The sequence below is a fragment of the Delftia sp. WSY_16 genome (assembly GCF_043104415.1).
GTDB classification, from domain to species: Bacteria; Pseudomonadota; Gammaproteobacteria; order Burkholderiales; family Burkholderiaceae_C; genus Comamonas; species Comamonas tsuruhatensis.
Genome location: NZ_JBICKS010000040.1, coordinates 359,951 through 380,402 on the forward strand (window position 1 = coordinate 359,951; position 20,452 = coordinate 380,402).

Here is a 20,452-nt window from a genome sequence, read left to right on the forward strand (position 1 = left end):
TTTCTTGGAATTGGACGCTATCAGTAGCGACCGCCGCCGTGTCCGCCATTGCCATAGCCGACGTCGGCACGCTTGCCTGCATAGCCTTGCGGGCTGTAGCCACCCGAGCTGCGGCCTTCTTCGCGAGGACGCGCCAGGTTCACGACAATCGAGCGTCCGTCCACGGACATGCCGTGCAGGCCGGTGATGGCGGCCTGGGCGACTTCGGCAGAAGCCATCTCCACAAAGCCGAAGCCCTTGGAGCGGCCGGTTTCGCGGTCCATCATGACCTTGGCGGAAGCCACGCTGCCGAATTCGGCGAAGTTGCTTTCCAGGCTGGAGTCGGTCACGGAGTAGGGCAGATTGCCCACGTAGATTTTGGTGGTCATAGGAAAACCTCTTTGCTTAGATGTGCGCAAACGGGCGCACCGTTGGAATGCAGGCGGAGGACTGTGCAATCCGCCGCAGGAAATGGATAGGGGTTCGCAGCAAGCGGGCCATCAGCACGCAGGCGGGTGCTGCATGCAGGTCTGAAGCCAGCCTTGGGTGACGGCAAACAGCCGTGCCGCTTCGCTGGAGGCGAATGCCTTGTCGAAACGGAATACGCGGCAGTAGCTGCCGTTGCCCTGGGAGCGATGGACCGAGAAGGAGGCACGGAAGCGGCCGCAGTCGGTCGGGTGTGTCGAGGGCGAGACGACGTACTTGCCCATGGGAATGCCGGTGTTTGAAATGTGGTTCAGTCAGGTTCGCAGCCTTGAAAAGGCCTGCGTGAGCATCTAGGAACTCGGTTGGCTGCAGCTCTACAGACCAACTGGGCGACAAAGGTCGCGAAACACATCCTGCAGGAAGCGGCTGGCAAGCCGTTGCGCGGGAGATGTGGTTGCCGACTCAGGTACTGGGTACGGGTCTCGACAACGGTGCTGACTATATCCTGTTGAATATTTAAACGCAACTTAATATTCTTTTTAATTGTAAAAACCTGCCTGACAGCCGTTGTTTTGTTATGTTATAACGTCACAATTCTGATGTGGCGCAACATCGCCAACCGTTTTCTGGAACAGGAAATCACCATGCCCACCCCTTTGACCGCCAACCAGCAACGGGTGCTCGACGCCCTGCGCCAGGCCGGTGCACCGCGCACGGCCTATGCACTGCTCGACCAGCTGCGTGACGACGGGCTGAGCGCCCCCACGCAGGTCTACCGCGCGCTGGACAAGCTGGCCGAGCAGGGCGTGGTCCACCGCCTGGAGTCGTTGAACGCCTATGTGTGCTGCTCGCACCCGGATGAGGGCAGCCATGACTTCTCGGCCTTTGCGATCTGCGACAGCTGCGGGCAGGTGGACGAGTTTGTCGACGACGCGCTCAACCGCTGCCTGGGCAACTGGGCGCACGGCCATGCGTTCGCGCTGGCCCATTCGAACATCGAGCTGCATGGCAAGTGCTCTGCCTGCACTGCGCTGCACGCCTGAGGCCCTGCCTGCCGCACGCGGCTGCAGTGCCAGCAGCGTGCTCCCTTTCCCTGCTTGAGAGATTCCATGATGCATACCGTAGCGCCGGTTCAGCCGCCGCATGCCCGATTGCCGGTGACCGTACTGTCGGGCTTTCTGGGCGCGGGTAAGACCACCTTGCTCAACCACATCCTGCACAACCGCGAAGGTCGGCGCGTGGCCGTCATCGTCAACGACATGTCCGAGGTCAACATCGACGCTGCCCTGGTGCGTGATGGTGGGGCCGACCTGTCGCGCACCGACGAAAAACTGGTGGAGATGAGCAACGGCTGCATCTGCTGCACGCTGCGCGAGGACCTGCTGGTGGAGGTGGCGCGGCTGGCGGGCGAGGGCCGCTTCGACCAGCTGGTCATCGAGTCCACGGGCATCTCCGAGCCGCTGCCGGTGGCCGAGACCTTCACCTTCGCGGGCGAGGACGGACGCAGCCTGGGCGATGTGGCGCGGCTGGACACCATGGTGACCGTGGTCGATGCCTTCAACTTCCTGCACGACTATGGCTCGCGCGACAGCCTGCGCTCGCGCGGCGAATCGCTGGGCGAGGAGGACCGCCGCACCGTGGTCGATCTGCTGATCGAGCAGGTGGAGTTCTGCGATGTGATCGTGCTCAACAAGATCGACCTGGTCACCGACGAGGACTGCAGCCGGCTCATGGCCATCCTGCGCGGGCTCAACCCGCGTGCCAGGCTGGAGATCGCGTCCTTCGGCCAGCTGCCGCTGGATCGCGTGCTCGATACGGGGCTGTTCGATTTCGAGGAGGCTTCCAGGGCGCCGGGCTGGCTGCAGCAGTTGCGTGGCACGCACCAGCCCGAGACCGAGGCCTATGGCGTTGCCAGCTTTGTCTACCGCGCCCGCCGCCCCTTTCATCCCCGGCGCTTCTTCGGCCTGGTGCAAAGCGAATGGCCCGGAGTGGTGCGCTCCAAGGGATTTTTCTGGCTGGCCAGCCATCCGGCGCTGGCCGGCTCCTGGTCGCAGGCCGGCGCCGTGGCCCGCCATGGGCCGGCCGGCCACTGGTGGGCCGCCGTGGAGGCCGAGCGCTGGCCGCGCGACCCCGAAAGCGTGGAGCGCATCCTGGACAAATGGGTCGATGGCGTGGGCGACGCGCGCCAGGAACTGGTGCTGATCGGCATGGGCATGGACGAGGACGCGCTGCGCGCCCGCCTGGACGAGTGCCTGCTGACCGATGCAGAAATGGCCCTGGGCCCGCAGGCCTGGACGCAGTGGGACAACCCCTTTCCCGGATGGAACTGATGCCCGGCCGGTACCGAGCCGGCCCTGAGTCGGCCCTGAGCCGACATTGAACGCTTGCCGCGCCGCCCTCGCGGGCGTGGCCCCTGGAGCCCCGAATGCTTGCACCTCTTCCCGATGTTTCCCTGACCGATCCCGCGCCCAGCCTCAGCCCGCTGCAATGGGTGGGCATGCAGGGCATAGACCTGCCCGTGACCGTGGCCGAGCCCGGCTACTGGCGCGAGCTGCATGCGCGTGCCGATGTGCAGGTCGATCTTCCTGCGGCCCATGTCAAGGGCATACACATGTCCCGGCTGTACCGCCAACTGGACAGCCTGGCCGAGGAATCCGCGCTGTCTGCCCTGGCGCTGCGCCATGCGCTGCAGGCCATGATCGACAGCCACCTGGACTGCCAAAGCCGCAGCGCCCGGCTGCGCCTGTCGCTGGACCTGCTGACCCAGCGGCCCGCCCTGGTCACCCACGATCTGTCGGGCTGGAAGTCCTATCCCGTGCGCCTGGACGCCACGCTGGCGCAGGGCGTGTTCCAGCTGCGGCTGCAGGTGGGCGTGGGCTATTCCTCGACCTGCCCCTGCTCGGCGGCACTGTCGCGCCAGTTGCTGGAGCAGGGCTTTTTGCAGGCCTTTGCGGGCGAGCCGCTGGTGGAGCCGGACCAGGTGGCTTCCTGGCTGCGCCGGCACGGCACGCTGGCCACGGCACACAGCCAGCGCAGCGAGGCCCAGATCAGCGTGGACCTGGCCTGTGATGCGCCCGACCTGGGCATCCTGCCCCTGATCGCCCGCGTGGAGCAGGCGCTGGGCACGCCCGTGCAGACCGCCGTCAAGCGCGCCGACGAGCAGGCCTTTGCCGCGCTCAACGGCCGCAACCTGATGTTTGTCGAGGATGCGGCGCGCCGCATACAGGCCGCGCTGGAAGGCAGCTACGCCCAGCCGCGCGTGCATGTGCGCCACATGGAGAGCCTGCATCCGCACGACGCCGTGTCCTGGGCATGACCCGCGAGCCGGCCCCCGTTTGTCTACAACCCAAGGAGTTTTCCATGCAAGTGCTCTCGTCCCTCAAGGAAGCCAAGCTGCGCCATCGAGACTGCCAGGTGGTGCGCCGCCGCGGCCGCATCTACGTCATCTGCAAGAGCAACCCGCGCTTCAAGGCCCGCCAGGGCGGCGCAAAGAACAGGCGCAAGGGATGATCCGCAAGAACCCGCGCGGCGACCTGCCGCGCATCCATGCCAGCGCCTTCGTGGACCCCACGGCCATCCTGTGCGGACTGGTGATCGTGGAGGAGAACGTCTTCATCGGCCCCTATGCGGTGATCCGTGCCGACGAGATGGATGCGGACGGCCACATCGATCCCATCGTGATCGGTGCCCACTCCAACATCCAGGACGGGGTGGTGATCCACTCCAAGTCGGGCGCGCGCGTCAGCGTGGGGCAGCACACCTCGATCGCCCATCGCGCCATCGTCCACGGACCCTGCACCGTGGGCAATGGCGTGTTCATCGGCTTCAACAGCGTGCTGTTCAACTGCGTGGTCGATGACGGCTGCGTGGTGCGCTACAACGCCGTGGTCGATGGATGCCACCTGCCGCCAGGCTTTTATGTGCCGTCCACCGCGCGCATAGGCCCGGAGACCGACCTGTCCACGCTGGCCCAGGTGCCCGCCGATGCCAGCGATTTCTCCGAGGACGTGGTCCGCACCAACAACGAACTGGTGCGCGGCTACAAGGCCATCCACAATGAGTTCTGACCGGCCGGGAGGGCTGCATGTCCGATTCCGCTGACCTCAAGAACCTGGGGCTGAAGGCCACGCTGGCGCGACTGTGGGTGCTGGACATCTTTCGCCACGGGGCCGACCGGCATCTGGCGGCGGAGGAGGTCTATCGCCAGCTGCATGACCAGGGCCGGGGCACCAGCCTGGCCACGGTCTACCGCGTGCTGGCGCAGCTGGAGCAGGCCGGGCTGCTGCGGCACCAGCGCTTTGCGGCGGGCAAGGCGGTCTATGAACTCGATGACGGCGAGCACCATGACCACCTGATCTGCACGCGCTGCGGCCTGGTGCAGGAGTTCCACGATGCGGTGATCGAGCAGCGCCAGAAGCTGCTGGCGCGCTCGCATGGCTTTGCCATCGTGGAGCACTCCCACATCCTCTACGGGCGCTGCGTCAAGCCCGACTGCGAGCGGCTGGCGGGCCGGCAGGCGCCTACCGCTCCTTGAGGCTGCGCTGCGCACGCTCGCAGATGCGGCGCGTGGCGGGCACGGGCGATTCCTGGAGCCATTGCGCACACAGGGCGCGCACCCAGTCAGGCCGGCTCTTGGCCGCGTCGTTGAGCCAGTTGGCCACCGAGTCCTGCACATAGGGCGAGGCATCGGCGCGCAGCCGCTGCAAAAGGGGCAGGGCGATCTCCGGCTGCTGCTTGAGCGCCGCGATATGGCTGCACCAGACGCCGCGCGGCCGCAGGGCCTCGCTGGCGAAACGGCGCAGGCGGTCGGAGGGCCGCCTTGTCCACCGGGACAACTCGGCCACGGCCTGCGGCAGATCGCTGGCCAGATGCGGGCGCACGCCCATCCACGACCATTCGCGCACGCCGAAATGCGGGTCATCGGCCAGCGGCTGCAGCAGCTCCAGGCGCTGGCTCAGGGTCAGGCCCGGCTGCGCACCGGCCATGAAGCAGGCCCAGCCGCGCACCGTGTCAGATCGGTGCGTGAGGCAGCGCTGCCAGCCGGCCTGGCCCAGCGCCTGCCACAGCAGGCCGCCAATGCACTCCATGCGCTTGAGAATGCCCAGCTGGCCCAGCGCCTGCGCCGTATCCTCCAGCTGCGGCCACGCGTTGGGGAAGACGGCCTGCAGCAGCCGGGCCTGGTCCACGGCCAGGCTTTCGGTCAGCGTGGCGGTCTCTATCTCGCCCAGGGAGAGGGCCTGCAGCAGTTCGGGAGTGATATCGACCGTGCGGTTGGCGCCCTTGCGCCGGGGGGCGGGCGCCTTCATGCGCAGGCCTCCACGCCTGCGGCGGCCTTGGCCAGCAGCTTTCCCAACTGGCCGCGTTCGGCGGGCGACAGGTTGGAAAACAGGCCGGCGATCCATTGGCTGTGCCGGGCAAACAGCTTGCGCGCCAGCTGGCGGCCCTTGGCGGTGAGCTGCACGCGCAGCGCGCGGCGGTCGGCCGGGTCGGGCAGGCGCTCGGCCAGGGCCTCGCGTTCCAGGCCGTCCAGCAGGCCGGTCACGGTGGCGCGGGTGATGCCGGCCTGCTCGGCCAGGTGGTTGGGGGCCAGCCCTTCGCTGGCGGATTCCAGCAGGAACAGCAGCACGAAGCGCCCTTCGGACAGGCCGTGCGGCGCCAGCAGCGCGGCGCAGTCACGGTCGATGCGCGCAGCCAGGGACAGGGTCTGGAAGCACAGCCGCATGCTGTCCACGTCGTCCAGCTTGCGGCGCTCGGCCTCGGCCAGCAGGGCCTGGTATTTCTGTTCGAGTTGCATGTGGCAAGCATACAGTATGGTGGCTAACCATGTGCGCCCGCCTTGGCCGTTGCCGGCATCCGGGCTCCGTGGCTGCGCTTTTTGCGCAGCCGGCGCAGGCCGATGACCACGCCCGTGGCGCTCATCAGCAGGCCGCCCAGGCTGAAGGCCAGCAGCAGCGCATCCCACAGCGGCCGGCGCTGCAGCAGCGGCAGCCAGTCCCAGCTGTGCAGCATGGCGAACAGCCAGCGCTTGAGGCGCTGGATGCCGTCCAGCCGGCCCAGCACCTGTCCCGTGTGCGGGTCGATGTGCACCCAGCTGGCCGCGGCATCGCCAAAGACCACGCGCAGAACGGGCAGGGGCTTGTCATGGCCGCCCATCATGGTGTGCTCGGCGCGCTCGTACCAGTACAGGTCGTGCGCGGTCAGCCATTCGCTGCGCAGCACGGGTGCGTCGACCAGCACGGCCGCGCGGTCCAGCAGGGCCTCGCGTGAGTGGGCTGCGGGCGCTGCGCTGGCGCTGTCCAGCACCAGGGGCGTGCCTGCTGCGGGCTGGGCCAGCACCTCGGTGCGGCCTGCGGTGCGCAGCCAGCGCAGTTCGCGCACGGGACCGCCCGCCGCGGCGATCAGCGACTGCGGCGTGGCGTCGTCCCCGGTCAGGCGCAGCGGGCCCTGCTGCCACCGGGCCATGTGCAGTGGCGGCGTGCCCGTGTCGAACAGGCGCCAGGGGTTCATGGACATCAGGCCGCTGAAGATCCAGGCCAGCGTGGTCAGCGCGAACAGCAGGCCCGCCACATGGTGCCAGCGCATGGCGCGGCCCGGGTAGGGCGTGCGCAGGCCGCTGCGGTAGGGCTGCCTGAACCGCCAGCGCATCACCCCGACCACGGTGCCGGTGATGGCCACGGCAATGCCGACCAGCGACAGCACGTTGACGATGTCGGCCCAGGCGCCATCAAAGGCATTGCCCCTGAACATGTACAGCCAGTGCAGCCAGGCGCCCAGGTAGTTCCAGCCGCGCTCGGTGCGCGTGGCATCGCGCACCACCTCGGCCGTCGTGCCGGAGATGTACAGCAGCGTGCCATCTGCATCGTCAAGCTGCACGCGGTGCAGGGGGCGGTGGATGTCCAGCGCGCGCGAGTGGCTGAAGGCATCCTCATCCACCGTGCCCAGGTAGTGCAGGCCCGTGCCGTCCCCCGCGAAGGTGCGGGCACTGGCCAGGGCCTGCGCCTGGCTGGTGGCGGGCAGCACCTGGCCGCTGGCCGCATCGATGGCCACGGGCTGGCGCCGCCCCTCGGGCGTGACCAGATAGCTGGCACGGCCGGCGCTGCCGGCATGCAGGCGCAGGTCCTTGAGCGGGCCGTCGATGCCGGCCGCGCGCAGCGCCTCGGCGGGCGCGAGCAGGGCGGCGTTGCCATCGAGCGCCGGCAGGTGGCGCAGCCGCTCGGCCTGCGTGAGCTTGGGGTAGCCCACGTACATCATCACCATGCCCGAGACAAACCACAGCGCAAAGAACAGGCACAGGGCAATGCCCAGCCAGCGGTGCAGCAGGAACAGCCAGCGTTTGAGGTGAAGGCGCATGGTGCGTCTCCTGCTCAGAAGGCCACGCGCAGCGAAATGTCTGCCGTGCGCGGCGCGCCCAGGTAGGCCATGGTGCTGGTCAGGCTGGCGGCGTAGACGCGGTCCGTGGCATTGCGCAGCCGTGCAACCACGGTCATGCGCGGGTCGATGCGGTAGCTCAGGCCCAGGTCCAGCAGGGTGTAGGCGGGCCAGGACAGCGTGTTGGCCGCATCGGCATAGATGCCTCCCACGCGGCGCAGCCCGGCATTGACCTCCAGCGCCGGCGTGATGCGGTAGCTGGTCCAGAGGTTGAGCACGCTGGCGGGCGTGTTCGTGGGTCGCTTGCCCGCCAGGGACACGCCGCCTTGCTGGTAGTTGTCATAGCGCGCGTCCACATGGCTCCAGTTGCCCTGGATGGACCATCGCGGCGTGGGCGCCAGGCCCATGGACAGCTCCACCCCGCGCGAGGACTGCTGGCCCACCAGCACCGTGCGCGTGCTGTCCTGCGGGTCCTGGGTGGAGATGTTGCGGCGCGTGATGCGATAGACCGCCAGCGCCGCCGTTCCCTTGCCCTGCCAGAACGACAGCTTGCTGCCCGCCTCCACCTGGCGGCCCGTGGTCAGCCCGGTGTTGTTGATGGCGTCGGCAAACGAGGCGCCCATCAGCATGCCCGACGGCGGATCGGCCGCCGTGGAGAACTGCGCGTAGAGATTGGCCTCGGGCGTGGCATCCCAGACCAGGCCCACGCGCCCGGTCGTCGGGCTATAGCTGCGGCTGTAGCTGGCGGGCAGCGCGGGCGTCACATCGCGCCGGTTGGTCAGGTCCACCTCGATGCGTTCATGGCGCAGCGCCGTCAGCAGGTGCAGGGCAGGAGTGAGGGCCGTGCGGTTTTCCAGGTACAGGGCGGTCGTGGTGACCTTGTTGTCGCGGTCAGGCCTAAAGCCGGGCGCCATGCCGGGAATGTCGTAGAAGTTCTCCGTCGTGAAATCGTAGGGATTGACCGTGCTCACCGTGCCCGACAGGCTGTTCGGAAAGCGCGTCTGCCGGTTCACGCTCACATCCAGCCCAAAAGCCCATTCGCTGCGCCGGCCGGCCAGCTCGCCCAGGTAGCTGCCTTCGATGCGGTCGCCCACCATGCGCTGGTCATGGCGCTGCAGCAGCGCGGCCGAGCGCACCACCGCGCTGTTGTCGGGCGTGAAGCGGTAGGTCTCCACGTTGCGGTAGTCGCGCAGCGCGTCATAGGCGTAGAAGGTGTTGCTCAGCTTGAGCCGGTCGCTGGCCCGCCATTCGGTGATGGAGCGCAGCCACTGCACGCGCTGGGCGTACAGGCCGTCGGCGCTGTTGTAGTTCTTGCCGAGGGTCGCCTCGTCAATGCGCGCCTGGCCGCGCAGCGGGTTGAGCAGCGGCGTGCCCCAGTAGGGGCGGTCCACGCGCTCATGCTGGGCCTCGTAGGCCAGGGTGTGCGTCAGGCCGCCACCCAGGTCGGACAGCAGCGAGGTCGCCAGCTGCGTGGAGCGCGACTGCGTGCCGCCCACCCAGCTGCCGGCGTCGCGGTGGTTGAGGTCCAGGCGCAGGTAATGGGTCGTGCCCTGGCTGTCAGTGGCATCGCCCAGGCGGCGGTTCAGCCCGACGGAGGCTTCTTTCAGCCCGTAGCTGCCCAGGCGCAGCTGGCCTTCGGTGAAGCTGTCGCGCTGGGCCAGCTTGGTGATGTAGTTCAGCGTGCCGCCCACGCCGCCTGCGCCATAGAGAAAGCCGGAGGCGCCGCCCACGGCCTCCACCCGGTCGTAGATCCAGCTGTCCACGGGCCGGGCCGCAATGGAGTACTGCAGGTTGATGCCGTTGAACAGCTGGCTGACCGACCCCGTGCCGAAGCCCCGGTAGCTGATGCCGATGTTACCGGGCGGGCTGTAGGCCGTGACGCCCGGAATGGAGCGCAGGATCTCCTGCGTGTCCTGGGCGCCACGCGCCTCGATGGCTGCGCGGTCCACGATGTGCACCGAGGCCGGCGTCTCGCGCGCCGTCAGGCCCAGGCGGCTGGCCGTGCCCACGGTCTTGTTCAGCGGCAGCAGGCCGTTGGCGTCGGCCGTGGCCTGGTCGGAGACCTCGACGGGGGCCAGCGGGATATCGGCCTGTGCCTGCGCTTGCGCTTGCACGCCAGGCGTCCAGGCCGTGCCCAGCGCGCAGCACAGCGCTACGGCCAGGGGATGGGGGCGAAAGAGGGGTGCAGGCAGGCGCAGAGGCGCTGCCATCGCGGGGAAGGGGAAGGAATTCACGAACTGACTCCGGGTCTTGCGCCGCGCATGCGGCGCAGGCGGGCCGGGCGCGCATCAGCAGGCCCGGCGGCGATTCAAGAGAACACGGCAGTCAGCGGAGGAGGGCCGCGCGCCGGCAGCGGCGCGCGTGTGACGGAGGCAATGTGCGCCGCCACCAGCGGCAGCAGCGCGTGGGCCAGCGGCTGCTGGTGGGGCACGGCCATCTGCGGCAGGGCCGGCGGCGGTGCGCCAGCGGGCAGGCACATGGGGCAGTCAAGCTGGTGGTGGCCCATGCCCGGGGCTGCGCTGTCGCCCAGCGCCACCAGCTTGACGTCGCCGCTGGCCGTGCAGACCAGCTCGAAACCCTGGGGATGGACCAGAGGCGAAGCCACGGCAACGCCCAGCGTCACGGCAAACCAGGCCAATATCAGCCGGGTGAGCCAGAACGAGGAGCGAAGCGCTTGCATGGGCCGTGATTATGGCTTGGCGGGCGCGGGCGTGAACAGGCTGCCGCCCAGCTTGACGCCGGCCTTCAGGCCGCGCTTGGCGAACCAGCCCTGGTTCATCTCCAGCACATAGCGCACGGGCTTGGCCGAGCAGTGCGAGTCCTCGGTCATGGGCTTCATGTCGGCCAGGTTCACGATGGTGCCGTCATCGGCCACGAAGGCGGCGGTCAGCGGCAGCAGGGTGTTGCGCATCCAGAAGCACTGCACGGCAGGCACCTCGAAGACGAAGATCATGCCCTCCTGCTGGGGCATGTCCTGGCGGAACATCAGGCCGATGGCGCGCTCGCGGTCCGATGCGGCCACCTGTGCGTCGATGCGGTGGATTCCGGCCGTCAACTCCACGCGGCGCAGGTTCATCTGGGGGCTGCCCTGGGGCTGTGCGCCTGCCGATACGGCCGCGCCAGCCAGGCAGGCGGCCATGAGCAACCGCTGCAGCGCGCGGCGGGAAAGGGATGTGTGGAGGGGTGTCGAAGGCTTCGTCATCTTGCACATTTTGTCGCAGGGGGCGCGTGGCCGGACGCAAAAATCGGCCTGGCCGGGCCATCAGGGCCGGGCGGGCGGCAAAAAGCCCGCAGTGCATTGCTGACTTGCGGGCTTTTTTTGAGGGGATGCCAGCGGGCATCCCGGCGCCTGGATCAGGCCACGGCCTTGTGTGCCTTCTTGGTGGAACGCTTGGCGTGCTTCTTGCCGGAATGCTTGCCGCTCTTGGCGACCTTGGCCTTCTTGGCTGTGTGAGCGGGAGCAGCTGCGGAAGCGGCCGTGGGAGCCGACATCGGCGTTTCGGGTGCTGCGGCGGCCTGTGCGAAGGCGCCTGCGGCAAACGAACCGGCGACCAGGACAGCGAGGAGTTTTTTCATATATGCCATTTCCTAGAAAAGCGGTAGAAGCCAAGTTGAACCAGACAGCGGTGCGAAATTGTTGATGCACCGCAGATGCTCAACGCACTGACTGTATCGCCGTTGACAGGAAGGCGACCCGATTGTCGTTAGAATTTTCTGCACCAAATTTGTGCCCATTCCGGGCATTCACTCTTGCCTCGTGCACCAGCCAACGGAGACCCGTCCCCATGAACCGCTTCCAGCACATCCAGGTGCCGGCCGAGGGCCAGAAGATCACTGTCAACGCCGACATGTCGTTGAACGTGCCAGACCAGCCCATCATTCCTTTCATCGAAGGCGACGGCACCGGCGTGGACATCACGCCCGTGATGATCAAGGTGGTGGATGCCGCCGTGGCCAAGGCCTATGGCGGCAAGCGCAAGATCCAGTGGATGGAGGTCTTCGCGGGCGAGAAATCCACGCGCATCTACGGCCCCGATGTCTGGCTGCCCGAGGAAACCATGCAGGCCCTGCGCGAGTACGTGGTCTCCATCAAGGGTCCGCTGACCACGCCCGTGGGCGGCGGCATCCGCTCGCTGAACGTGGCGCTGCGCCAGGAGCTGGACCTCTACGTCTGCCTGCGCCCCGTGCAGTACTTCAAGGGCGTGCCTTCGCCGCTGAAGGAGCCCGAGAAGACCAACATGGTCATCTTCCGCGAGAACTCCGAGGACATCTACGCGGGCATCGAGTACGAGGCGCGCAGCGACAACGCCAAGAAGCTCATCGACTTCCTGGTCAAGGAAATGGGCGTCAAGAAGATCCGCTTCCCCGAGACCTCGGGCATCGGCGTCAAGCCCGTGTCCATCGAGGGCACGGAGCGCCTGGTGCGCAAGGCCATCCAGTACGCCATCGACAATGACAAGCCCAGCGTGACCCTGGTCCACAAGGGCAACATCATGAAGTTCACCGAAGGGGGCTTCCGCGACTGGGGCTACGCGCTGGCCGCGCGCGAGTTCGGCGCCCAGCCCATCGACGGCGGACCCTGGCTCAAGTTCAAGAACCCGCGCACGGGCCGCGACATCGTCATCAAGGACTCGATTGCCGACGCCTTCCTGCAGCAGATCCTGCTGCGCCCGGCCGAGTACTCGGTGGTGGCCACGCTCAACCTCAACGGCGACTACATCTCGGACGCGCTGGCGGCCCAGGTTGGCGGCATCGGCATTGCGCCCGGCGCCAACATGTCCGACTCCGTGGCCTGCTTCGAGGCCACGCACGGCACGGCCCCCAAGTACGCGGGCAAGGACTATGTGAACCCGGGCTCCGAAATCCTCTCGGCCGAGATGATGCTGCGCCACATGGGCTGGCGCGAGGCGGCCGACCTGGTCATCAGCGCGCTGGAAAAGGCCATCCAGAGCAAGCAGGTGACCTACGACTTCGCCCGCCTGATGGACGGCGCCACCCAGGTGTCGTGCTCCGGCTTTGGCGAGGTGATGATCTCCAAGATGGATTGACGGGCGCCCGCGCTCCATGAAAAAACCGCGCCAGGGCGCGGTTTTTCTTTGACGGGCGTTGACGGGTCAGCTCTTGGGCAGCGCACAGCCATCGGGCCCGCAGTCCTCGCCTTGGGGCGCGGTCTGCTCGCCGGCGGTGATGGCCGCCACCTGCTGCACCCACTCGCCCAGCTGCGTTGCCCAGCCCTGTGCATCTCCCAGCCAGGGACCGATGTCGATGCGCTGGATGGCGCGCTGGCCCGGCTGCTCGGCCTCGGGGTGGTCGAACTCCAGCGCGAAGGTCGGGAAACCCTGGCCCTGTGCCAGGTTCAGCCATTCGCGCGCCTGGGTGATATGCGCCTGGGTGGCAGCGCCGGACAAGCGCTGGAAGGCCTGGGCAAAGGCCTCGCCGTCCAGTCCCAGGTCACGGGCCAGTTCCTGCAGCACGGCGGGGTCGCTGATGCGGCGGCCTTCCACGTAGTGGGCCTGCTGCTGGCGCGCCAGCATGTCCAGGCCCCGGCCCGCCAGTTCCTCGGCGGCCAGCAGGGCCGTGGTGGGCGGCTCCGAGTCCAGCACGGCGCCCAGGTCGTTGAGCAGGCCATCGAAGTAGGCAGGGCCGAACGGCTGGCCCGTCATCTCGGCAATGCGCTGGTCGTGCGGCATCACATGGCCGCGCCAGTCGGCCGTGATGGTGCGGGTGTGGGCGCCCGTGAGCATGCCGCCGCCATGCCATTGCAGCGTGACGCCGGGCACGCTGCGCGCGGCCTTGACCAGGGGCGCGGCGGCATAGCACCAGCCGCACAGCGGGTCAAAGATGTAGTGAAGGACAAAGGGCGGCTGCGCGGTCGTGGTCATGGCAGGAGCGGGCTGTGATGAAGGCGCCCACTGTAGCGGCTATTGGCTTGCCCGTGACGGGGCAGGGCCGCAGGCAGAATGGGCGACTGCCGCCGTGCAGCCACCGTGCTGCCATCGTCGATCCCGTCTGCATTGCCATGCGCCTCAAGTCCACGCCGCCTCCGTCCGATCCGTCCGACCCGTCCGCTTCCTCTGCACCGGCCGCCGAGCCCAGTGTCCAGTCCGTCGCCCGGCGCGGCATGCTGGGTTTTCTGCTGTTCTGGCTGCTGGTCATGGGCGTGCTGTACTGGGCCATGCAGATGTACCTGAAGCCGGCCGGCGTCAAGGTCCAGGCCGATGGCACGGTGGCCATTGCGCGTGACCGCGACGGGCATTTCCGCGTGGAAGGGGCCGTCAACGGGCAGCCCGTGCTGTTCCTGGTGGACACGGGCGCCAGCATGGTCGGCGTGACCGAGCCGCTGGCCGAACGCGCAGGCCTGGACGGCGGCGAGCCGGTTCGCTTTCGCACCGCCAATGGCGAGCGCGACGGCCGCATGGTGGTCGCCGAGCAGGTGCGCGTGGCCTCCCTGGTGGTCAGCGGCCTGCGCGTGGGCACGGGCTATACGGGCAGCACGGACAGGGATGCGCTGCTGGGCCAGAACTTCCTGCGCCAGTTCGATGTGGAAATACGCGGCGACCGCATGCTGATCCATCCGCGCGGCAGCGGGTCTTCGCCCAGGCAGTAAGTACGTAAGCAACTAAGTAACTAACTAGCTAAGCAAGGGAGAGGGACATGACAAACAACGGCTTTCGCACCGACAGGCGCAGGTGGCTGCAGACGGGCGCAGCCCTGGCGGCGCTGGGCTGCACGGCCTGCGCCAGCGTGGGGCAGGGCGGTGCCTTCTCCACCGGCACCGGCACTGGCACCGGCCTGGCCGAGGACCTGGGCGAACGCCTGGACCAGGGCGTGCAGAGCGGAGAACTGGCGAACCTGCACGCCGTCGTCGTGATGCGCCACGGCCGGCTGGCGCTGGAGCGCTATTTCGAGGGTGAGGACGAACGCTGGGGCGAGCCGCTGGGCAAGGTGGCCTTCAACGCCGACTCCCTGCACGATGTGCGCTCGGTCAGCAAGAGCATCGTCGGCCTGCTGTACGGCATGGCCTTGGCCGAGGGCAAGGTGCCCGCGCTGGACACGCCCCTTGTCCAGGCTTTTCCCGCCTACGGCGATCTGGCGGCCGATGGGCGCCGGCGCGCCATCCTCATCTCCCATGCCCTGGGCATGACCATGGGCCTGCAATGGGACGAGGACCTTCCGTATTCCGACCCGCGCAACAGCGAAATCGCCATGGAGCGCAGCAGCGACCGCTACCGCTACGTGCTGGAACAGCCCATCGTCGCCCCGCCCGGCGAACGCTGGTGCTACAGCGGCGGGGCGACGGCACTGCTGGGCCATCTGATCGCGCAGGGCAGCGGCATGCCGCTGCTGGACTATGCGCGGCACAAGCTGTTTGCTCCGCTGGGCATCGACAAGGCCGAGTGGACGCCTGGCACCAACGGCGAGGCGGCCGCCGCCTCCGGCCTGCGCCTGCGGGCGCGGGACCTGGCCCGCATTGGCCAGCTGGTGCTGCAGCAGGGTGAATGGCAGGGACGGGCGTTGGTGCCCCGGCATTGGATTGTGCAATCCATGCAGCCGCGCGTGGACGCCTGGCCCGGCCTGCGCTATGGCCACCACTGGTACGTGGGGCAGACCCGCGCCGGCCTGGCGTACTACATGGCCATCGGCCTGGGCGGCCAGCGGCTGGTGGTCGTGCCCCAGCATTCGCTGGTGTATGCCGTCTTCATGGGCAACTACGACAGCCCCCAGCAGGTGCAGCGCGTGGCGGCCGTGCAGGGCCTGGTCGCCGCTGCCTTGCGTTGACTGCCTGGCGTTGACTGCCTTGCCCTGACAGCCGTGCGCGGGCACGGCGGGCGTGCGAGAATCCCCGCTTCCAAGGTCGGCCGCATGCCCGGCTCGCGCAAGCAGGGCGCGAAGCGGGGCGGGCCGGTGCGTGTCGAGGCTCGATCCACTTTCCTGGTTCCGGTGCCGGCCCATGAGCCCCAGAGGCCATGGCGCCGGTTGTTTCTGCCTCCCGCATGATCGCCAGATCACCGTTTGCCCGTGTCCCACCGCCAGCCCATCCGCATCGCCGACCGCCACCAGTTCGACACCCTGATCGACGCCCGTTCGCCTGCCGAATTCGCGCAGGACCACATTCCCGGTGCCATCAACTGCCCCGTGCTCGACAACGAGGAGCGCGCCCGGATCGGCACCATCTACAAGCAGGTCAGCCCCTTCGAGGCCAAGCGCCTTGGTGCGGCCATGGTCTCGGCCAATCTGGCGCGCCATCTGCAGGAAACCTTCGCCGACAAACCGGCCAACTGGAAGCCGCTGGTCTACTGCTGGCGCGGTGGCCTGCGCAGTGGTTCCATGGTCACCTGGCTGCGCCTGGTCGGCTGGGATGCCCAGCAACTGGCCAACGGATACAAGTCCTATCGCGGCCATGTGATCGAGCTGATCGACCGCCTGGTGCCCCAGCTGCGCCTTCAGGTGCTGTGCGGCGCCACCGGCAGCGCCAAGACCCGCGTGCTGCATGCCCTGGCCGAGGCCGGCGAGCAGGTGCTGGACCTGGAGGGCTATGCCAGCCACAAGGGCTCCTTGCTGGGCAACCTGCCCGGCGTGGAGCAGCCCAGCCAGAAATACTTCGAGACGCTGCTGGCCCAGCAGCTGGAGAGTTTCGACACCGCACGCACCGTGTACGTGGAAGGCGAGAGCGCCAAGATCGGTCGCGTGTCCCTGCCGCTGGTGCTGGTCGAGCACATGCGCCAGTCGCCCGTGATTGCGCTCGATGCCACGCCCGAGGCGCGCCTGGCCTACCTGCTGCGCGACTACGCCTACCTGGGCGACGATCCGCAGATGCTGGCCGACAAGCTGGGCTGGCTCAAGGAACTGCAGGGCAAGGAGACCATCTCGCGCTGGCAGGCCTGGGCGCATGAGCGCAGCCTCTCGCCGCTGTTCTCCGAGCTCATGGCCCAGCACTACGACCCGCACTACGAGCGCTCGCAGGAGCGGCATTTCACGCAGTGGCGCACGCGCCGCAGGGTGCAGGCCGACGACCTCAGCGAGGCCGGCATCACCGCGCTGGCGCGCCAGATACTGGCGCTGGATGGGGCATCGGCCGCATGAAGCAGCCGCGTGAATCAGGCGTTTGAATCAGCCGTGTGAGTCGGCCAGCACCGGATACAGCGACAGCAGCAGCAGGGCCGCCATGCACCAGTTGAAGCGGCGCAGTGCCTGCGGCGAGCGCAGCGCGCGCCCCACGGCGCTGCCGAACAGCGTCCAGACGCTGACGCTGGGATAGTTCACGATGCCCAGCACCAGGGCGGCCAGCACCAGGTTGATGAAGAAATCCTCGCGCGGCGTGTAGGTGGCAATCACGCCGATGGCCATGATCCAGGCCTTGGGGTTGACCCACTGGAAGGCCGCCGCCTGCCAGAACCCGAAGGGCCGGGCACCCGCGTTGCCGCCGTCGATGCCGCCGCTGCCCGCGATCTTCCAGGCCAGCCAGACCAGGTAGGCCGCGCCCAGGTACTTGAGCGCGGTGTAGATCACCGGCAGGCGCTCGAAAACCGCGCCCAGCCCCGCGCCCACCAGCAGCACCATGACCACCACGCCCAGGGTGATGCCCAGCATGTGGGGCACCGTGCGGCGGTAGCCGAAGGTGGCGCCCGAGGCCGTCAACATCACATTGTTGGGGCCGGGCGTGACGGAGCTGACGAAGGAGAACATGGCCAGCGGCAGCAGGAACGAGGTGTGGGCGGTATCGAAGGGCATGGTGGCAACAGGCATGACAGGGGATCCGGCGCCCTGTCTGCGCATGCCGCAGGCCGCGGCGCCGTCAGGCCATGCTAATGGCAGTGTTCGGTACAGTAGCAGTACACTTTGCCAGAACAATTTGCCAACTGGCCTGCCCACATGACCCTGACACTTGATCTCGCAGCCACGCCGAAGCAAGCGCAGGCACAGCAGACACCGCAGACATCGAGTGCATCCTCCGCTACGGCTTTCCAGGCCGCTGCGCCCTGGCGTCCGCTGCGCTCCTCGGATCTCTCGCTGGTCGAGCAGCTCGTGGACCACTACGGCAGCCTCATCCGCCACCATGGCCTGCGCGCGGGCTCGCGGCTGCCCTCGGTGCGCGCGCTGGCCCAGCAGGCCGGCGTCAGCCGCGATACCGTGGTCCAGGCCTACGACCGGCTGGCCGCCCAGGGCCTGGTGCATTCGCGGCGCGGCTCGGGCGTCTTCGTCAGCGCCCGGCGTGCGGCCCAGGCGGCGCCCCGCGCCAGCCAGGGCCTGCCCACGCTGGAGCAGGGCGCAGCCTTCGATACCGCCTTTCTGTTGCGCAGCATGTTCCGCGAAGGCACGGAGCATTCGGGTGGCGCCGGCATGCTGCCGCCGGAATGGCTGGACCAGGAGATGCTGGCCTCGGCCCTGCGCGCCGTCGGCCGCAGCACGGGCACCAGCCTGCTGACCTATGGCGTGCCCCAGGGCTATCTGCCGCTGCGCCAGCAGATCGCCTCGGTGCTGCAGGCCCAGGACGTGCCCGCCCACCCCGAGGCCCACCTGATGACCGTGGCCGGCGTCACGCAGGGGCTGGACCTCATCGTGCGCAGCCTGGTGCGCCCTGGCGATACGGTGCTGGTGGAAGACCCCGGCTGGTTCCTCATCTTCGGCCGGCTCAACGCCCTGGGCGTGAACGTGGTCGGCGTGCCCCGCCTGCCCGGAGGCCCCGATGTGGAGGCGCTGGAGCGGCTGGCCCGCCAGCACCAGCCCCGGCTTTTCATCCTGAACACGGCCGTGCACAACCCCACGGGCCAGACCCTGTCGGCCGGCGTGGCCCATGAGGTGCTGCGCATTGCCGAGCGCCACGACTTCTACCTGGCCGAGGACGACACCTACTCCGACTTCCTGCCCGGCGTGCCCGTGCGCCTGGCCGCCATGGACCGGCTGCAGCGCGTGCTCCTGGTGGGTGGCTACTCCAAGACCCTGGCCGGCAGCCTGCGCGTGGGCTATGTCGCGGCGCACACCGACCTGATACGGCGGCTGACCGACCTCAAGCTGCTGGGCGGGCTGACCACGGCGCTGCCGGGCGAGCAGGTGGTGCACCGCGTGCTGGCCGATGGCCAGTACCGCAAGCATGTGGACCGCCTGCGCGAGCGCGTGGACCGCGCGCGCAACCGCTGCCTGCGCATGCTCGAAGCCCTGGACTGCCGCGCCCCGCACGAGCCGCAGGCCGGCATGTTCGCCTGGGTGGACTGCGGCGTGGACTCGGAGGTGCTGGCCCGCCATGCCGCGCCGCAGGGCCTGCTGCTGGCGCCGGGCCTGCTGTTTTCGCCCAGGCAGGCCGCGGGCAGCATGCTGCGCATTCCAGTGCCCATGGTGGAGCAGCCCCAGACCTGGAAGATCCTTGGCCACCTGCTGGCGCAGCACCGGGGCGGTGGTGGATGAGTGGACGGTGCAGCAACACTGCCTGACGGGAGGTTGACGCTGCCGGCGCCAGGGCGTGTAAGACAGGGCATCGGGCCTCGGCGCCCCGGTAGTGCGCTGCTATCGTTCCGGGATGACTATTGAGCTTGTCTTGCCAGGGGAGGCCGGCCGAAGAGCCGGGGTGAACGACAGCCAGCCCCGGCCGGGAGGTGGCGCTGCGCGCCGCCTGGCGCCCGTGCTGGCGCTGCTGCTGACGGCGGGCTGCGCCGACACGCCCGCGCCGCGCGGCAAGGTGGAGGGCGCCTCGTTCGAGCCCAGCGAAATCGTGCAGTCCGACAGCAACCGCATGGCCACGCTGGCCATGAAGGAGAACCTGGACAGCCTGATGCGCATCATGGACAAGCTCTACCTGCGCAACCCCGCCGAGTGGAAGAAAACCGCCGAAAGCCGCGAGGCCGCATCCGCCTACGTGCGCATCGCCATCACCGAGCGCCAGCCCTGGGCCGACCTGCGCGGCGCCCAGGATGTGGCCGCGCTCTCGCTGGCGCTGCAGCCCGACTTCAAGGGCGACCGCGTGGCCGCCTTCGTCCATGCGCTGGCCGACACCATCATCACGGCCCACGGCGGGCGCACCAGCTTCACCCTGGTCCATGGGCTGGACCCGCAGCTGATCTACAACGCCGCGCGCAACGTGGAAGTGGCCAACTGGATACTCAACTCACGGCGCAATGCCGCAGGCGGGCCGCTGCTGCTGTCCAACCACCTGGGCGACGACGCGCGCAACCTGAGCTTCGAGCGCGAGATGGGCAAGATCATCGGCCGGCTGGACCTGATCGCCAACTACACCACCGAGCGCTACAGGCGCTCCTTCATCGGCTACGGGCAGGGACTGGTGGCGGGACCCTTCATGCAGTTCCTGCCTGTGCGCTGAGGCGGCAGGCGTCAGGACTCGTCACACAGAACGATGGTAACCAGAGCGGAGGTGTCTTCGATGGCGCGTACCGCATGCGCCATGTTGGCCGGCAGGTGCATCAGCTGGCCGGCCTGCAGGGACTGGCGGCTTTCGCCGAGCATCACCTCCAGCTCGCCTTCCAGGCAATGCAGGCTGACGCTGCCAGGCACCTTGTGCGGCGGCAGCGACTGGCTGGCGCGCAGCACCACGCGGATGACCTCCATGTCCTGGGACTTGAACAGGGCACAGGTCCGGGCGCCCGCCAGCCGCGCACCAAACGGCAGGACATCGATGGCTTGAGCGGTCAGTGCAAAGGGGGTGGCCATGGCGGACCTCCAGGCGTTG

General features: G+C 68.3%; 24 protein-coding genes. 12 read left to right on the forward strand and 12 right to left on the reverse strand.

What is annotated here, in order from left to right; genetic code table 11:
• Positions 1-20: 20 nt before the first annotated feature.
• Complete coding sequence (locus ACF8O7_RS21305) at positions 21-368, reverse strand: RNA-binding protein (RefSeq protein WP_016445960.1); 348 nt, start codon at positions 366-368, stop codon at positions 21-23.
• A 111-nt stretch (positions 369-479) separates the two neighbouring features.
• Positions 480-689 (reverse strand): hypothetical protein, encoded by a 210-nt coding sequence (locus ACF8O7_RS21310; RefSeq protein WP_016445961.1) that lies wholly within the window; start codon positions 687-689, stop codon positions 480-482.
• A gap of 315 nt (positions 690-1,004) precedes the next feature.
• Here ACF8O7_RS21310 and ACF8O7_RS21315 point away from each other — a divergent pair, with 315 nt between their 5' ends.
• From ACF8O7_RS21315 to fur, 6 genes are all read left to right on the forward strand, one after another.
• A complete protein-coding gene (locus ACF8O7_RS21315; RefSeq protein WP_392444203.1) occupies positions 1,005-1,448 on the forward strand; it encodes a transcriptional repressor in 444 nt (147 codons plus the stop codon).
• Positions 1,449-1,514: 66 nt separating this feature from the next.
• On the forward strand, positions 1,515-2,735 hold the full coding sequence (gene zigA, locus ACF8O7_RS21320; protein WP_392444205.1) for a zinc metallochaperone GTPase ZigA: 1,221 nt from the start codon (positions 1,515-1,517) through the stop codon (positions 2,733-2,735).
• Between the two features lie 95 nt (positions 2,736-2,830).
• Positions 2,831-3,721 carry a GTP cyclohydrolase FolE2 gene (gene folE2, locus ACF8O7_RS21325; protein WP_392444207.1) on the forward strand — a complete coding sequence of 297 codons (891 nt, stop codon included), beginning with the start codon at positions 2,831-2,833 and terminating at the stop codon, positions 3,719-3,721.
• A 44-nt stretch (positions 3,722-3,765) separates the two neighbouring features.
• Positions 3,766-3,915 (forward strand): type B 50S ribosomal protein L36, encoded by a 150-nt coding sequence (gene ykgO / locus ACF8O7_RS21330; protein WP_013802515.1) that lies wholly within the window; start codon positions 3,766-3,768, stop codon positions 3,913-3,915.
• Positions 3,912-4,472, forward strand: a complete 561-nt coding sequence (locus ACF8O7_RS21335; protein ID WP_016445965.1) for a hypothetical protein — start codon at positions 3,912-3,914, stop codon at positions 4,470-4,472. The genes ykgO and ACF8O7_RS21335 overlap by 4 nt, the downstream gene beginning before the upstream one ends.
• A 17-nt stretch (positions 4,473-4,489) precedes the next feature.
• Positions 4,490-4,939: a ferric iron uptake transcriptional regulator gene (gene fur / locus ACF8O7_RS21340; protein ID WP_016445966.1), complete on the forward strand. Its 450-nt coding sequence runs from the start codon at positions 4,490-4,492 to the stop codon at positions 4,937-4,939.
• On the opposite strand, the gene ACF8O7_RS21345 is transcribed toward fur, so the two are convergent.
• The 7 genes from ACF8O7_RS21345 to ACF8O7_RS21375 form a co-directional block, all read right to left on the reverse strand.
• Positions 4,926-5,711, reverse strand: coding sequence for a DNA alkylation repair protein (locus ACF8O7_RS21345; RefSeq protein ID WP_392444208.1), 786 nt, complete (start codon positions 5,709-5,711; stop codon positions 4,926-4,928). The genes fur and ACF8O7_RS21345 overlap by 14 nt on opposite strands.
• The gene (locus tag ACF8O7_RS21350) at positions 5,708-6,199 is read right to left on the reverse strand and encodes a MarR family winged helix-turn-helix transcriptional regulator (protein WP_392444210.1); all 492 of its coding nucleotides are present in this window, start codon (positions 6,197-6,199) and stop codon (positions 5,708-5,710) included. The genes ACF8O7_RS21345 and ACF8O7_RS21350 overlap by 4 nt, the downstream gene beginning before the upstream one ends.
• A 23-nt stretch (positions 6,200-6,222) precedes the next feature.
• Entirely contained in the window at positions 6,223-7,755 is a 1,533-nt protein-coding gene (locus tag ACF8O7_RS21355) for a PepSY domain-containing protein (RefSeq protein WP_203399422.1), read from the reverse strand.
• A gap of 14 nt (positions 7,756-7,769) precedes the next feature.
• The gene (locus tag ACF8O7_RS21360) at positions 7,770-9,983 is read right to left on the reverse strand and encodes a TonB-dependent receptor (protein WP_392444507.1); all 2,214 of its coding nucleotides are present in this window, start codon (positions 9,981-9,983) and stop codon (positions 7,770-7,772) included.
• Positions 9,984-10,081: 98 nt separating this feature from the next.
• Positions 10,082-10,453, reverse strand: a complete 372-nt coding sequence (locus ACF8O7_RS21365) for a DUF2946 family protein (RefSeq protein ID WP_013802509.1) — start codon at positions 10,451-10,453, stop codon at positions 10,082-10,084.
• A 9-nt stretch (positions 10,454-10,462) separates the two neighbouring features.
• Positions 10,463-10,912 (reverse strand): DUF192 domain-containing protein, encoded by a 450-nt coding sequence (locus tag ACF8O7_RS21370; RefSeq protein WP_016445971.1) that lies wholly within the window; start codon positions 10,910-10,912, stop codon positions 10,463-10,465.
• 215 nt (positions 10,913-11,127) lie between these two features.
• Positions 11,128-11,349 (reverse strand): hypothetical protein, encoded by a 222-nt coding sequence (locus ACF8O7_RS21375; RefSeq protein WP_016445972.1) that lies wholly within the window; start codon positions 11,347-11,349, stop codon positions 11,128-11,130.
• Between the two features lie 209 nt (positions 11,350-11,558).
• On the opposite strand from ACF8O7_RS21375, the gene icd reads away from it, so the two are divergent.
• A complete protein-coding gene (gene icd / locus ACF8O7_RS21380) occupies positions 11,559-12,821 on the forward strand; it encodes an NADP-dependent isocitrate dehydrogenase (protein WP_013802507.1) in 1,263 nt (420 codons plus the stop codon).
• Between the two features lie 66 nt (positions 12,822-12,887).
• Here the strand turns inward: icd and ACF8O7_RS21385 are convergent, their stop codons facing one another.
• The gene (locus ACF8O7_RS21385) at positions 12,888-13,655 is read right to left on the reverse strand and encodes a DsbA family protein (RefSeq protein ID WP_016445973.1); all 768 of its coding nucleotides are present in this window, start codon (positions 13,653-13,655) and stop codon (positions 12,888-12,890) included.
• A 137-nt stretch (positions 13,656-13,792) separates the two neighbouring features.
• On the opposite strand from ACF8O7_RS21385, the gene ACF8O7_RS21390 reads away from it, so the two are divergent.
• The 3 genes from ACF8O7_RS21390 (at position 13,793) to mnmH (ending at position 16,857) form a co-directional block, all read left to right on the forward strand.
• Complete coding sequence (locus tag ACF8O7_RS21390) at positions 13,793-14,380, forward strand: TIGR02281 family clan AA aspartic protease (RefSeq protein WP_249343465.1); 588 nt, start codon at positions 13,793-13,795, stop codon at positions 14,378-14,380.
• A gap of 47 nt (positions 14,381-14,427) precedes the next feature.
• On the forward strand, positions 14,428-15,552 hold the full coding sequence (locus ACF8O7_RS21395; protein ID WP_392444213.1) for a serine hydrolase domain-containing protein: 1,125 nt from the start codon (positions 14,428-14,430) through the stop codon (positions 15,550-15,552).
• Positions 15,553-15,792: 240 nt separating this feature from the next.
• Positions 15,793-16,857 (forward strand): tRNA 2-selenouridine(34) synthase MnmH, encoded by a 1,065-nt coding sequence (gene mnmH, locus ACF8O7_RS21400; RefSeq protein ID WP_034367412.1) that lies wholly within the window; start codon positions 15,793-15,795, stop codon positions 16,855-16,857.
• A gap of 27 nt (positions 16,858-16,884) precedes the next feature.
• Here the strand turns inward: mnmH and ACF8O7_RS21405 are convergent, their stop codons facing one another.
• Entirely contained in the window at positions 16,885-17,520 is a 636-nt protein-coding gene (locus tag ACF8O7_RS21405) for a LysE family translocator (protein ID WP_047219015.1), read from the reverse strand.
• A 126-nt stretch (positions 17,521-17,646) separates the two neighbouring features.
• Here ACF8O7_RS21405 and ACF8O7_RS21410 point away from each other — a divergent pair, with 126 nt between their 5' ends.
• Positions 17,647-19,176 (forward strand): PLP-dependent aminotransferase family protein, encoded by a 1,530-nt coding sequence (locus ACF8O7_RS21410; protein ID WP_392444215.1) that lies wholly within the window; start codon positions 17,647-17,649, stop codon positions 19,174-19,176.
• A 112-nt stretch (positions 19,177-19,288) separates the two neighbouring features.
• On the forward strand, positions 19,289-20,086 hold the full coding sequence (locus ACF8O7_RS21415; protein ID WP_373681058.1) for a hypothetical protein: 798 nt from the start codon (positions 19,289-19,291) through the stop codon (positions 20,084-20,086).
• 11 nt (positions 20,087-20,097) lie between these two features.
• Here ACF8O7_RS21415 and ACF8O7_RS21420 read toward each other — a convergent pair whose 3' ends face one another.
• On the reverse strand, positions 20,098-20,433 hold the full coding sequence (locus tag ACF8O7_RS21420) for a cupin domain-containing protein (RefSeq protein ID WP_016445980.1): 336 nt from the start codon (positions 20,431-20,433) through the stop codon (positions 20,098-20,100).
• Positions 20,434-20,452: the final 19 nt, after the last annotated feature.

Excerpts from the sequence above, each read along its gene's own strand:
- ACF8O7_RS21305 (WP_016445960.1), bottom strand. The coding sequence starts at position 368 with ATGACCACCAAAATCTACGTGGGCAATCTGCCCTACTCCGTGACCGAC.
- ACF8O7_RS21310 (WP_016445961.1), bottom strand. The coding sequence starts at position 689 with ATGGGCAAGTACGTCGTCTCGCCCTCGACACACCCGACCGACTGCGGC.
- ACF8O7_RS21315 (WP_392444203.1), top strand. The coding sequence starts at position 1,005 with ATGTGGCGCAACATCGCCAACCGTTTTCTGGAACAGGAAATCACCATG.
- zigA (WP_392444205.1), top strand. The coding sequence starts at position 1,515 with ATGATGCATACCGTAGCGCCGGTTCAGCCGCCGCATGCCCGATTGCCG.
- folE2 (WP_392444207.1), top strand. The coding sequence starts at position 2,831 with ATGCTTGCACCTCTTCCCGATGTTTCCCTGACCGATCCCGCGCCCAGC.
- ykgO (WP_013802515.1), top strand. The coding sequence starts at position 3,766 with ATGCAAGTGCTCTCGTCCCTCAAGGAAGCCAAGCTGCGCCATCGAGAC.
- ACF8O7_RS21335 (WP_016445965.1), top strand. The coding sequence starts at position 3,912 with ATGATCCGCAAGAACCCGCGCGGCGACCTGCCGCGCATCCATGCCAGC.
- fur (WP_016445966.1), top strand. The coding sequence starts at position 4,490 with ATGTCCGATTCCGCTGACCTCAAGAACCTGGGGCTGAAGGCCACGCTG.
- ACF8O7_RS21345 (WP_392444208.1), bottom strand. The coding sequence starts at position 5,711 with ATGAAGGCGCCCGCCCCCCGGCGCAAGGGCGCCAACCGCACGGTCGAT.
- ACF8O7_RS21350 (WP_392444210.1), bottom strand. The coding sequence starts at position 6,199 with ATGCAACTCGAACAGAAATACCAGGCCCTGCTGGCCGAGGCCGAGCGC.
- ACF8O7_RS21355 (WP_203399422.1), bottom strand. The coding sequence starts at position 7,755 with ATGCGCCTTCACCTCAAACGCTGGCTGTTCCTGCTGCACCGCTGGCTG.
- ACF8O7_RS21360 (WP_392444507.1), bottom strand. The coding sequence starts at position 9,983 with ATGGCAGCGCCTCTGCGCCTGCCTGCACCCCTCTTTCGCCCCCATCCC.
- ACF8O7_RS21365 (WP_013802509.1), bottom strand. The coding sequence starts at position 10,453 with ATGCAAGCGCTTCGCTCCTCGTTCTGGCTCACCCGGCTGATATTGGCC.
- ACF8O7_RS21370 (WP_016445971.1), bottom strand. The coding sequence starts at position 10,912 with ATGGCCGCCTGCCTGGCTGGCGCGGCCGTATCGGCAGGCGCACAGCCC.
- ACF8O7_RS21375 (WP_016445972.1), bottom strand. The coding sequence starts at position 11,349 with ATGAAAAAACTCCTCGCTGTCCTGGTCGCCGGTTCGTTTGCCGCAGGC.
- icd (WP_013802507.1), top strand. The coding sequence starts at position 11,559 with ATGAACCGCTTCCAGCACATCCAGGTGCCGGCCGAGGGCCAGAAGATC.
- ACF8O7_RS21385 (WP_016445973.1), bottom strand. The coding sequence starts at position 13,655 with ATGACCACGACCGCGCAGCCGCCCTTTGTCCTTCACTACATCTTTGAC.
- ACF8O7_RS21390 (WP_249343465.1), top strand. The coding sequence starts at position 13,793 with ATGCGCCTCAAGTCCACGCCGCCTCCGTCCGATCCGTCCGACCCGTCC.
- ACF8O7_RS21395 (WP_392444213.1), top strand. The coding sequence starts at position 14,428 with ATGACAAACAACGGCTTTCGCACCGACAGGCGCAGGTGGCTGCAGACG.
- ACF8O7_RS21405 (WP_047219015.1), bottom strand. The coding sequence starts at position 17,520 with ATGCCTGTTGCCACCATGCCCTTCGATACCGCCCACACCTCGTTCCTG.
- ACF8O7_RS21410 (WP_392444215.1), top strand. The coding sequence starts at position 17,647 with ATGACCCTGACACTTGATCTCGCAGCCACGCCGAAGCAAGCGCAGGCA.
- ACF8O7_RS21415 (WP_373681058.1), top strand. The coding sequence starts at position 19,289 with ATGACTATTGAGCTTGTCTTGCCAGGGGAGGCCGGCCGAAGAGCCGGG.
- ACF8O7_RS21420 (WP_016445980.1), bottom strand. The coding sequence starts at position 20,433 with ATGGCCACCCCCTTTGCACTGACCGCTCAAGCCATCGATGTCCTGCCG.